At 63.2% G+C, this 12,571-nt stretch carries 6 protein-coding genes; 3 read left to right on the top strand and 3 right to left on the bottom strand.

All coding sequences use genetic code 11. The features are described 5' to 3' along the window. Nucleotides 1-2,072 precede the first annotated feature (2,072 nt). Both dnaE and E3T28_RS07095 read right to left on the bottom strand, forming a co-directional pair. A complete protein-coding gene (gene dnaE / locus E3T28_RS07090; protein ID WP_166786954.1) occupies nucleotides 2,073-5,381 on the bottom strand; it encodes a DNA polymerase III subunit alpha in 3,309 nt (1,102 codons plus the stop codon). Between the two features lie 1,728 nt (nucleotides 5,382-7,109). Further along, nucleotides 7,110-7,409 (bottom strand): hypothetical protein, encoded by a 300-nt coding sequence (locus E3T28_RS07095; RefSeq protein WP_134429283.1) that lies wholly within the window; start codon nucleotides 7,407-7,409, stop codon nucleotides 7,110-7,112. A 525-nt stretch (nucleotides 7,410-7,934) separates the two neighbouring features. Between E3T28_RS07095 and E3T28_RS07100 the strand changes: the two genes are divergently transcribed. Further along, nucleotides 7,935-9,110 carry a hypothetical protein gene (locus tag E3T28_RS07100; RefSeq protein ID WP_134429285.1) on the top strand — a complete coding sequence of 392 codons (1,176 nt, stop codon included), beginning with the start codon at nucleotides 7,935-7,937 and terminating at the stop codon, nucleotides 9,108-9,110. Between the two features lie 29 nt (nucleotides 9,111-9,139). Here E3T28_RS07100 and E3T28_RS07105 read toward each other — a convergent pair whose 3' ends face one another. After that, the gene (locus tag E3T28_RS07105) at nucleotides 9,140-9,910 is read right to left on the bottom strand and encodes a TIGR02391 family protein (protein WP_241979213.1); all 771 of its coding nucleotides are present in this window, start codon (nucleotides 9,908-9,910) and stop codon (nucleotides 9,140-9,142) included. A 703-nt stretch (nucleotides 9,911-10,613) separates the two neighbouring features. Between E3T28_RS07105 and E3T28_RS07110 the strand changes: the two genes are divergently transcribed. Then, entirely contained in the window at nucleotides 10,614-11,306 is a 693-nt protein-coding gene (locus tag E3T28_RS07110; RefSeq protein ID WP_134429289.1) for a hypothetical protein, read from the top strand. Further along, complete coding sequence (locus E3T28_RS07115) at nucleotides 11,303-12,382, top strand: hypothetical protein (protein ID WP_134429291.1); 1,080 nt, start codon at nucleotides 11,303-11,305, stop codon at nucleotides 12,380-12,382. Before E3T28_RS07110 ends, E3T28_RS07115 begins: the two co-directional genes overlap by 4 nt. Nucleotides 12,383-12,571: the final 189 nt, after the last annotated feature.

Below are 12,571 nucleotides of genomic sequence, written 5' to 3' on the forward strand. Positions count from 1 at the left end.
ACACCCCCCGGATCATGAGCGACTGGGGGCAAGAACCATGCCGGGCCTGACAGGCCAACACCCTCACATAACTACACGATCAAGGGCTACGAAGAAAGTAACGGGGGTGCCCAGCTTCACGAAGTCGTTCGTTCCCAGGTAGATCAGCGTCGGCCCGGCCGCGGTGCGCCGTTCCCCGCGTATGCGGGGGTGTTCCTGGGGAGATCGACCTGTTCTCAACGCATTCGGATCGTTCCCCGCGTATGCGGGGGTGTTCCCGTTATACGGCGATAACTACAGGGGCCTCCCAGCTCTTCCCCGCGCAGGCGGGGGTGTTCCCTACACGATCTGGAACGAAGGGCGGCTGACGCTCCCTTCCCCGAGCAAGCGGGGGTGGTCCTGGGTGGCACCCGCATTTTCACCCGATGATCTTCTCTTCCCCGCGCAGGCGGGGGTGTTCCTGGCTGACACGTTCACTTGCACGCGTTCGTGGCCTCTTCCCCGCGTATGCGGGGGTGTTCCCGACTCATAATCCGTACACTCAAACCCTGTATCTCGTTCCCCGCCTATGCGGGGGTGTTCCCCACGCCGGCTACGCGTACACACCGCAGCGACTCCGTTCCCCGCGTATGCGGGGGTGTTCCCTACGACCTCGCCGTCGGGACCGACTTCATGCTCCGTTCCCCGCGTATGCGGGGGTGTTCCCGGCGGCATGTACCAGCCGGCCGGTGTGGTTCACCGTTCCCCGCGTATGCGGGGGTGTTCCCGCGAACACGCACGGTTACATTTGGCCGGTGTCCCCTTCCCCGCGCAGGCGGGGGTGTTCCCTCCGACACGTTGTTCCTGGGCGAAATCCGGAACCCTTCCCCGCGGAGGTGGGGGTGTTCCCACGGCAACGAGCGGCGACGTTCTGCGGACGGAACCTTCCCCGCGTAGGCGGGGGTGTTCCTTGGCCCACCGAGATTGAAACGCGGCTGTTCAAACCTTCCCCGCGTATGTGGGGGTGTTCCTAAAACCGCCGTTACCCTTGGATTCCTGGTTCTCTGTTCCCCGCGTATGCGGGGGTGTTCCCATCAATGCGAAGTCGGGTGTGGAAGGAAAAATCTCTTCCCCGCCTCGGCGGGGGTGTTCCCGTTCTTATGGATGAGATGACCGGCATCATCGACTCTTCCCCGCCAACGTGGGGGTGTTCCCAAGATGCGATGACCATCTTTGGCCTTTTTGATCTCTTCCCCGCGCAGGCGGGGGTGTTCCCAAGCGCGAGTGCGATGTGTGCGTGGAGATGGAACTTCCCCGCGTAGGCGGGGGTGTTCGCGCCGCAGACACCAACTCGATGGTTCGCCAGCTCCCTTCCCCGCGCAAGTGGGGGTGTTCCCCAGTCGCCCTTGTTCACCTTCCAGTACAACTCACCTTCCCCGCGTATGTGGGGGTGTTCCCCGTCAGGCGTATTACGACATTACGATTGACGAGACCTCCCCGCGCAGGGGGTAGTCCCGACCGGCGACTTGCCAAGTCGAACAACCGTGGGCCTTCCCCCGTCGGCGGGGGTGTTCCCGACGACACACAACCCGGCATCTCGAACGTTGCACCTTCCCCGCGTAGGCGGGGGTGTTCCCGGGTCTGATCCGCCTGGTGTTGTGCTGCCCATATCGTCCCCGCGTAGGCGGGGGTACTCTCGCATTCGGACGTGTTCTCGGAGACTTTGGCCGAGGTGTTCCCATCGTGCAGGCATACACCGGCCGCAATATGCACCGTTCCCCGCGTAGGCGGGGGTGTTCCTTACTCGGCCGACGCGATCGTGGCGGAGAAGCCCGTTCCCCGCGTATGCGGGGGTGTTCCCAGCGAAGAGTCCTGGACGCTTGAAGGGATGCTGACCTTCCCCGCGTATGCGGGGGTGTTCCCACGACAACGAACTGCTCGAAGCAATATGGGCAACCTTCCCCGCGTAGGCGGGGGTGTTCCCGACATCTGCGACGGCGGCAGGACGTTCATGGTTTCTTCCCCGCGCACACGCGGGGGTTCCGCCGGCGAAGGAGCATTCCCACTCAGCCGCCTCTGAAGGATCGCCCGTCCCGTGAATAGCGTCGGTAACTTCACGCCCTCCGCCGCCACATCTGAATGACGTTGTCCGCGGCCTCCGCCTCGACCACAACCCGTTCCCGCTCCGCGGCTTGACGTGCCCGTACCTTCCCTGCCACGTCCAGCAGATCCCACATCTGCTCGCCAGTCACTGACACCCCGCGGGCACCGGTGCGCCGGGTCCGGCGGCGGATCAGGGCGTAGTGGGTGCGGAACACGGGCGCCCCGATCGCAGCCTGCGCGTCGTGGAAGAACACCACGTTGGACACGGGCCCGCTGCCGTCGTCGAGGGAGAGGAAGACGACGCGTTTGCCGCTTCGCATCGGGGGAGTGTGGGTGGCGCGGCGGACCCCGGCGACGAGCACTTCGGTGCCCCCGGGCAGGTTGACGAGTTCCGAGGCGGGTGTGACTCCGAGTTCTTTGAAGAGTGGGTAGAACCGGGTCATTTGGTGGTGGCTGACGGCGAGGCCGAGGTCTCGGAGTTCCACGTCTGTTTGGGTGCGGCCGCGGAGGTCGAGGGCGGTGACGGACCGGTCGAAGTCGGGCAGTGGCAGTTCAATGTCGAAGGCGAGTTGGTCGGGGCCGACGGGGAGGGCGCGGCCGCCGAGGCCTTGGATGTGGGCGAGCAGGTCGCCGCGGCGGGCCCGGTCGTAGCCGATGAACCAGTCAAGGGCACCGACCCGGGCCAACGCTTCGAACGTGCGCCGGCGGGGCCGCACCCGGTCCCGGAAGTCTTGCAACGAGGAGAATGGTTGGTGCTCGGCGATCCGCTGCCGCTCTTGCGCACTGGATCCGGCGAGTTCGGGCAGGGCGAGACGGATAGCGAGCTGCCCATCGCTCAGCTGCTCGACCCGGTAGTCCAGTGCGGACTTCTGCACGTCGAGACCGAGGACGGGGACGCCGAGGTTGCGGGCTTCGGCGACGATCAGGTCCTTGGGCCACATGCCGGGGTCGTGGGTGAGGAGCCCGGCGAAGAACGTTGCCGGGTGGTGCATTTTCAGCCACGCGCTCTCGTACGTGGTCCTGGCGAACGCGGCCCCGTGGGCTTTGGCGAACCCGAAGCTTCCGAAGCCGGAGAGCACCTTCCACGCCCGGTCGACAACCGGCGCCGGAAACCCGCGGGTGGCGGCCTGCTTCCGCACGTACGCTTCGATCTCGGCGAGGTCGCCGGATTTGCCCAGGTGCCGGCGGAAGACATCGGCTTTGCCCATTCCGCAGCCGGTCAGCTCGTCGAAGAGTCGCATGACCTGTTCGTGGAAGACGACGACACCGTTGGTTTCGGCGAGGAACGGTTTGAACCGGGGGTGCATGTGGTCGGGCGCGACTTCCCCGTGCCGTGCCTTCAGATATTGCAGGGGCATGTTGGCTTGCATGGGGCCGGGGCGGAACAGGCTGATCTCCACGGTCAGGTCGTTGAACACTTCCGGTTGGAGCTTCCCGATCAGCTCCATCTGCCCTGGCGATTCGAGTTGGAAGACGCCGAGGGTGCGGGTGGTGCGGAGCATTTCGTAGGTAGGTTCGTCGTCGAGGGGGACCCGGTCCAGGTCGATGGTCTCGCCGGTGAGTCGCCGGTGCTCCTCGATCGCGTATGCCATCGCCGACTGCATCCGGACGCCGAGGATGTCGAGCTTGATCAGGCCCATCGGGTCCATGTCGTGCTTGTCGTACTGCGACATCGGTAGCCCCATCCCGGAGCGTTGCACCGGTGTCCGGTCGAGGAGAGACGTGTCGGAGAGGATGACGCCGCACGGGTGCACGCTGATGTGGCGGGGGAGTCGGTCGAGCTTCGCGGTCAGATCGACGAGTTGGTCGAGCTGCTGCGACTCGCGGACCTGGGCGGCGAGGTCTGCGAGTTCTGGTTTTTCCTCGAGGGCGCGGCGGAAGTCGCGGGCGTTGAAGCGCCACATCTGCTTGGCGATCGCCGCGACCTGGTCTTCGGGCATGCCGAGGGCGAGCCCGGCGTCCCGGACGGCTCCCCGCCCCCGGTACGCGTTGGTCATCGACATCAGTGACACCCGGTTCGCGCCGAAGACCTGGAACACTTCCCGGTAGATGTCGTGGCGCCGGGCGGATTCGACGTCGATATCGATGTCGGGGAGGGTCTGGCGTTCGGGGGAGAGGAACCGTTCCCAGATGAGGCCGTTCTCGATCGGTTCGACCGAGGAGGTGCGGAGCGCGTAGTTGAGGACGGAGCCGACACCGGAACCACGCGCCTGCACTCGGACGCCCATGCCGCGGATCAGGTCGGCGACGCGGGCGACGGTCAAGAAGTAGGCGGCGAACCCGAGGTGCTCGACCGTCTCCATCTCATGCGCGAGCTCCTCGTGTGCGGCACGGGTGAGGGTGGTGCCGGCGTATCGGTCGTCGATGCCGTGCCGGGCCCGTCGCCACAGCTCAGCTACCGGGTCACCGACCACGCCGATGATTGAGGCTTCCGGCATTCGTGGTGTGCCGAGTCCGATGTCCGCTGCCGGGTCCAGCGCGCACCGGTCTGCCAGCTTGCGTGTGTTCTGCAGGAGTTGGTCGAGGGCGTCAGGGTTCCGGGCGCCGGCGTCGACGACCATGCGGGCGACCTGGCGCATGTGCGACCCGTCTTTCAGCCACGCTTGCCCGTTCGCCTGCGGTTGCTCGAGCTGAGCGAGCGGGGTGAGGAGCCGGGTCGCGTCGGCGAGGTCCGCGGTCGTCGCGTCAGCTGGCTCGCCGTAGCGGACGGCGTTGGAGAGGATGGCGGGGGTCCCGGTGTCCTCAGCGAGGCCCAGCATTCGGGTGGCCGCGGCCACGGAACCGCGCTGCCCGACCGGCGCCAGGTGGCAGACGACCTCGAGGGTGACCGAGCCAATAGGCATGACGCGGAGCCACGCGCGCAACCCAGCGACCGCCTCGGCGCTGTCTCGGCGTTCCACCGCGAGCCCCACGTCAGAGAACGGCCCGAGGAGCACGGTGAGGGCACGACCTTCCGCCCAGGTGGCGAGCCGGCGCCGGTCGATGCTCGGAACCCGGCCTGCCTCGTGCGCGGAGCTCACGGCCCGGCAGAGCGCGGCGTACCCGCGACCGTCCCCGCCGTGAGCGAGCAGGGTCACCCGGCCGAGCGGTCGGTGCTCATCATCGTGGACGGCCAGGTCCGCGCCGAGGCCCGCCCGGATCCCGGCGGCCGCGCACTCCCGCACATGCTTCACCGCCCCGTACAGTCCATCCCGGTCGGTGAGTGCGAGGAAGTCAGCGCCGGCGGCGGCTGCCTGGTCGACGAGGGCCTCGGGCATGGTCACGCCGTAGTGCGGCGAGTACGCGGAGGCGACGTGGAGGTGCGGAAAGCTCTGTCCCAATACGTACCTCCAACCCCTGCTATCGAACATTTATTCGATATGGGGAGTGTAGGTCTGGGCTCTGACACTGACAAGGTCTAGACGGTGCGCGGGACTTCACTCGGCGTGAGTTTGTCCTGCGCGTGAACAAAGGGTCTCAGAAAAGAGCAGCCTTTCACATAGTCGGCGGACCGCCCAGCTTCATTTCGTTTCCCCGAGGAGGAGGCTGCCGTCGGATGTCGTCAGCCGCCAGGCGTCCGAGGTTCCGGTGAATGTTTCCGAGTTCCCAAAACTGAAGCCAAGATTGAAATTACCCTGCAAGATTAATCCTCCTGCGGCAGTCCTGCTCGACCTCCCGTTCCCCGCATATGCGGGGGTGTTCCCCAGAAAGGCAACACGGTTACCTGGTGGGTTCCCCGTTCCCCGCGTATGCGAGGGTGTTCCCAGTGTTGCCGGATCGCTGCTGGACGTCATGGATCCGTTCCCCGCGTATGCGGGGGTGTTCCCGACGCGACGAAGATGGAGCAGGCCAGCCGTAACCGTCCCCGTGTATGCGGGGGTGTTCCCCTCGATGACCTCGGGCAAGACTGGCTGGCATCCCGTTCCCCGCGTACGCGGGGTGTTCCCGTCAATCAGGTCGCGCAGAACGACGCCGCGCACCGTTCCCCGCGTATGCGGGGGTGTTCCCGTCATCACGACCAACGTGCATTATGCGGTCAAGCGTTCCTCGCGTATGCGGGGGTGTTCCCCTGGAAGTCATCGACGTCCTCTTCATCTAACGGCGTTCCCCGCGTATGCGGGGGTGTTCCGACGTACTGCACCGAACCCGTGTCATTCCTCGGCCGTTCCCCGCGTGTACGGGGCCACCGAAAAGTGCGCCCTCCCGTTCCCCGTGTAAACGGCGCTGTTTCCGAGCGGGCGGGTTGAATGACCAGATCACTACCCTCTTGACCCTGACCAAAATAGACCCAACAGTGCCCGGCGAGGTCTTGGGCGTATCCCAGCGGTCGGCGTCAAACCAACGAAACTGTTCGGTCAATATGTCAGTGCGAGGTACACCCCAACAGGACGTCAGGAACATAGTTCGAGGTATGGATATCTGCGAGCTCTCGAGTAGCATTCTGGAACGTGACGTTCGGGATCTGATGGGTTCCTGAAACAATATCCGAGCACGGATTACACCTTCCCCGTGGAAGCGGGGGTGTTCCCATCCGCACGCAGATCTTCGACACCATGAAGGGCTTTTCCCCGCGTATGTGGGGGTGTTCCGGACGCTCAGCCCACCGCCAACCGCGGAATGGAGTGTTCCCCGCGTATGCGGGGGTGTTCCCGGCGGCCACGAAATCCGTATTGCCGCTGCCGACGTGTTCCCCGCATATGCGGCGGTGTTCCCGAAGTCTTGCCGCGCACCCAGGCGCGAGCCTCGCGTCCCCGCACATGTGGGGCCAGCCACAGGTCACCGCCACGGGGGCATCACGGCACCCAGCGAGTAGTGCCGCACACACTCTGAAGGCACGGCCATAGCGGCCGGCAATTCCGCGCAAACCATGCGCTCACCGAGGAGGCCGGTGAGACCCCCATTTGTCTGGCTAAATGGCCCTGTCTGCTGAAGCAGCTCAGACGACCTTCAGGGATCGCTCGGCGAAACGTGCTCCTACACCCGGGCTCGGCCCATCAACCGGGGACCCGTTCATACGACTCCTCCATTGCGGCCAATATGACCGGGATGCTGGGATGAGGCACGCAGAATTACTTTTCGATTGGGAGCTTGTCCGTACTTGATTCCCACAAGACCGTTTTGGCCGAGTCGATCACCCTGTACTCGATTCGTCGCACCAGCTCGAGGTTGCCCTTGTCTGTGTTTCGCTCATTGAACCCACGGTATTCATCAAGCGCAGTCTCTGCCGCGCGGACCGCATAGGCCAAGCGCTTGAAGTTGCCACCCTTTGAGCTCGTCGAGGCACCTGCCTTGCTCCAGCCAGGCTTCGGTGTACCTTCGGTGGGCGGGTATCGCCGTTGGACGATGAACTCGGAGCTGGATTCGGTCATATCGACAGTCTCCGGTCGTTCCAGACGGCGCCAGGCAGACACGCTGGGGCGAGCTTCATTTTGTGGCCAACTCAGGTGCGCCGAGGGCATGGAGCCTGGTCCGATATTTGGAGACTGACCATTGCCAACTTCTGGCCCAGAGACTTCTGCATCCCGATGCCTCATGTACGTGCATTCAAAGGGCTGGAATAGGAGATTGCCGCATTTCAACTTTTAGAGGCAACTGCTGCCGGGCACTTGTTCTCAGCCGAGTGGTGCCTTCCTTACGTTCAGCCGCACTCGCCTATGGCCGTAGGAATCCCTCGCGTCGTTGTACGCCGTATCCGTAGCTGTGGCCGCGCTGACGGCAGTGTGCCCCGACGCGCACTCAAGAACGACCGGCCGAGGCCTCTGGGCAGGGGCCGCTGAGCTGGGGAGCGACATGCATTCGGCTACCGAGACCAGTGACAATGGGGTGCGTGCGCTCACCTCGCTCGACGCCATTTAGACACTCAACCTGCAGAAGCCGGACGATACGCTCACACCATGGACGATGCTCACGAAACGGCCCCCGACCACTCCTGGCTCCCACCACACCAGGAACACGTGGCGTACACGCTCGCCCACGTCGACCAGCTCATCGCGCAAGTCGGCAAGCTCCTGTGGGGGTACATGGACCGAGAAGTCTTCACCTTCGACACATTGCCCCATCCTCGAGGTTCAGCCGTAACCATCACAAAGGTCCAGCCGTTTCCAGAGGGCATTGCGCGAGTGTTCGCTGACGCAACGACGCAACTCCGCGCAGCAATCGAACACACGATCTTTGCAGAAGTCGAGCACAGCCTCGGCCGCGACCTCAGCCCCGAAGAGGCGCAAACCATCGAGATGCCGGCAAGGCTTACAGAGGAGAGCTTCACCAGTTGGCTGGGGCACTCGAAACGGAAGCTGATTCCCGCGTTCGCGCCCGGCGCTGCCCTATCAACTCGCGTTAGCAGGCTGCAGCCATTTCACGATGTCGACCCGACCGTGCATCCGATGCGTTTGCTCGCCGAATACACCAACTTTGCCAAGCACCGTGCGCCAGCGATCACGACAGTGCGAGTGGGCCCCGTCATGCCCGATCGAGACGTTCCCGGCGTACAAGTCGTGGAGTTCGACGAGCCAGTCCCGGCCCGAGTGGGTGACGTGCTAGTCCACGGACCGAGGCGCGCCAAAGTTGGGGTATCAATCTACCCCTTCATCGCTTCCCAGCGCCCCCACACGGGGACCTGGCACGTGCTCATGAAGGAACTCGGAGAGCTTGCAGACTGGGTGCGGACAGTGGCGATCCCGACGCTGGTGACGGGAGACGCTACCGTGGACCCTTTGATTCCGGGCATTGATATATCCGTCGGGCATGGATCGCTTGAGGATGCCTTGACGGGCGCACGTAGAGAAACCGCATTCGTTCTCAACCAAACTCGCGTCATCGCCCGCGGCATACGCGGTGATCTCGCCGAGAGCCTGACTCAAACATCTCGAGGAACACTGAGCCTGGAGGATGCAAAGAGGTGGCTCGACGGCCTTGGCGATGCCGAGGTTATTCGACGCCTGGATGAGGTCGGCTTCTCGTCCACCCCGGCCAAGGCTCTCCGCGCGTACAAAATCCTGAAAGGACACGTAAGGGAGGCTCGTGCCAGCGTCGCGCTCGACGACGAGGAAGACGAGTTGACCAATCCTTGAGGGCCTCACCCTGTGGTCGCGTACAGAAGTTAACTCGTGGTCCGACTGCCATCGAGTCGGCGGTGTACGTAGGAGAACAGTCCGAATGCGTCGTAGAAGTCTGCGAGATTTTCAGTGGCATCGATCCGACTTGAGTGGGCGCGCGGGTTGCGGTAATGGCCATGAATACCAGTCAGGAGGTTCTTGAAGCCTTTATGCTCGCTGATGTCCGAGTCAGACTGGTAGGTGTTGATCAGGATCGTCGGGATCGATCCGCCACCAGCGCCAAACGCACCGGCATACAAGGTCTCACCGTCACTGAGCTGCCCAGTGAGATTCCTGATACGGTCGGGAATGCTCTTGGCAGCTTCGCTTGTCGCATGGAACAGCGACCGGGTTACCAGCTCCTCATTGCAGTAGCGCATGAGTTCGCTGTGGGTGCTCCGACGAATAAGCTCGCTGCGAAGGCTTCCCGCCAGTGCCGCTCCCTCACTCAGCGTTGATGCTGCGGCGCGCCGCTCAAGTCGACCGTCGTCGCGGACAGACCAGCCAAAGTGCACCAAGGCTTCGTTGAGCTCATCCTGCAGCTGGGTAAATCTTCGATGGTCTGAGACGTATCGGCTGGGGTGCATTGCACGAGCGACAAACCCGGCCGCTGCGTTTCCGCACTTCTGCCGAACCTGCTCATTGTGCAGCGCGGCATAAAGGCTGTCGCGCTTGTTGCCCAGTGGGCGCTCCTTGATATGCACCTGGTCGAGAAGTTGGTTGATCTCTCGATTTGACAAGCCTGGTGGGTCAGTTCGGCCGAGCACTTCACTCACGGCTTTGGTGAAGCCAATGTCGAAAACGTCGATCCGGGTAGTTCCCACTGCGATTTCGCCCCGTCCCCATCGGTCACGCGAAATGCGGGACCTTCGTCGACATGACAACCGGATCGCCATGTGCTCGTGGCCCGATCCTATCGAGGACCCACGGTGAGGCTTAGCTGGCAACGTGAATCGTCGTCGTCCATCGTCGTTCGTTCGAACAGCGCCCCCTTTTCAGCTCAGCATCATCTCGGTTCAAGGGGGTGATTTTTTTGCCCGTGATAATCGCACTTATCCGCACTATCGGCGGGTGACCTTCCTCGGGCTTGAGAGTGGAAAGTGCGGCTGTGGGCGACCCCCGCGCACTGGGCGGCGCCGCTGCTAGGCTCGCTGTGGTTCATACGCGATGAGCTCAATTGGGGTGGAAGTTGCTGGCTGGCGACAATGCATGTTTCGAGTCGAAGACCGTACGGGCCATCTCCGGCACAAGCGTCTCGATGCCATGACGGACGGGGAAGGTCGCGCGATTGTCCCGTTGTCACCTCACGACCGGGAGGTCCTCTCGGGAACTTTCCTGAGATTCCTAGATGAACTGAAACCTCTACTTCTTAGCGGCTTCGGCGAAGAGATCGCGGGGTCTCGCGCAGAGCAACTTGTCACCGGGAGTTTTGCATCGACGTCTCAGGGCCCACACCCGGGGCGAAATGCGATAGAGACTGTGCTCTTCGCGACTCTGGCTGGCCTCGATCACAGCCGCTTACTTATGAGCAGTATCCGGCAAGAGGGCACGACATTTGCTCTTGCGACGCTGACTCGAGGCGCAATCGAGGCCTATGCGCGAGCATGGTGGTTGATTGAGGATGAGTCCAATGAGGAGGTGCTGGTGCGCTGGCTCTCAGCGATCGCCAAAGAACTCCAGAGTTTGGAGCGTTTCGCACCGAATGCGCCGCTGAAGGAGCTTCGCGGGCGCGACTCCTCGCCAGGCGACGAGCGGGAAAAAGCGCTCAATGACATCGAACGCCTTACTGGTAGCAGGAGACCGCGGGACATTGGCTACGCCTCGCTTGCGACCGCTCTGCAAAGTAACTTCGATTCGCGCGCACGGATGAACTACTCCCATTTGTCGGGTGTGGCTCACGGAGAGTCGCTCGGGATCAACGGCTTCATTGGCGTTGACGATGTGGCGCACACTTACGACATTGCTCTACCGGAGCGATGGGGCATGGCTTTTGTCTCTCAGGCCTTCAGCGCCACCGCTTTTACCGCGCGCAAGGTCCTCGTTCTAGTAGGACAGGACGTTGGTGAAACACATCCGTGCGTGATCGCGCACGACGAGGCGAGCACAGCGATAGCGACCATCATGGCGCGACAAAGGGTCGCGCACGGCAATGCCCCTAGGGGACAGGGTTGATCAAGTTCTCGGAGAAGACAGGCGGTATATCCGAGGCCCACCGGGAGGTGGCTCTTCGCGGGATCGTCGAAGACAGCCGTTTCGGCTTGCGAGTCATGCTTGACAGCCAGCGGTGTGGTCGGGTCGGCGTGGTCCCCATGATGGCGGTCATGCCGCTGCTCGCGTTGACGCTCCATGAGATCCGTCGGTGGATGCGAGTGAATGAGCCCTCAGTAGTCCTACCGACCGACGACGCTGGCATGGTCGAGAGCCTGCGGAACTCCACGAAATGGTTCGACGCGGACCGATCCGACGTCGAAGCGAGCCTCATCGCGTTCGACGAGATTGTCGACTCCCAGAAGAGCCGTTTCTTGGGTAACGCCCGTTTCAAGTGGGCCCAGCGTTTCGAGGGTGACGTTGGAATTTTCAAGTATTCGGGGACCCCGTACCTGACGACCCACGGGGTGGCCTACGCCATCGAGAAGGACCCGACGGTGACCTTCGAGGATCTCGGCCCTCGCATGCGGGCCCTTGGAGCCTCGCTCTCGAGCTCGGCGGTGCTCCTATTGGGGGCTGCGGAGCTAGCGGATACATCGAGCTTCATCGGCTCTCTCGAAGGATTGAAACTAGGCGAAAGAAATCCGCGTAGCGAGAAGTTCTACGGGAAGGCCCTGGGGCTCAGCCTGCCCATGTCTGGATACCTGCACGCAGTCTGGACACAACTGGCGTTCTCCCGAATGCTTTCCTTCACTCCTCTGGACGAAGACAAGCCGACGGCACTGAAGTACCGGATAGTCATTCTCGGACATGCATTGACTGCCCTGTCCCGTCTGGAAAAGAACGGGGATCCAGTTGCACGTCGACTACTCGCCGATAGGCCGGCGTTCGCTACCGGAGATGGCTACAGGCAACTGCGCAACGTCCTCGTCCACTTCACGCCTCACAGTGCGATGTCCCCCGACGAGCTTGATCTCAACCTGCCACTGTTCGGACTGCTGCAGCACCATCTCGGGGTCGATTTCGACACCGCGACGGGAATGGTTGATGGCGCCACCGCGGCCTTGCACCAGGCGATGGGCAAGGCCCTAGGTCACTGACCGGCCGGATCTGACGAACAAACGCTCCCTGGCCTTGAGGCGGGGATCATCCAACGAGCTCCGCCAATGCCAGCCGTTTGCTCAGCGCTGGGACGTTTCAACAACGCCTGAAGATACCCGCACGGTCCAGGGCCTGCGCAGGCCATGGTGGCTTCGTTGAATCCGTCGCGACTATCGGCGCACAGCCCC

The sequence above is a fragment of the Cryobacterium sinapicolor genome (assembly GCF_004403465.1).
GTDB lineage: Bacteria > Actinomycetota > Actinomycetes > Actinomycetales > Microbacteriaceae > Cryobacterium > Cryobacterium sinapicolor.

What these genes read in the sequence shown, in the direction of transcription:
- E3T28_RS07095 (WP_134429283.1), bottom strand. Translation starts at nt 7,409, where the DNA reads ATGACCGAATCCAGCTCCGAGTTCATCGTCCAACGGCGATACCCGCCC.
- E3T28_RS07100 (WP_134429285.1), top strand. Translation starts at nt 7,935, where the DNA reads ATGGACGATGCTCACGAAACGGCCCCCGACCACTCCTGGCTCCCACCA.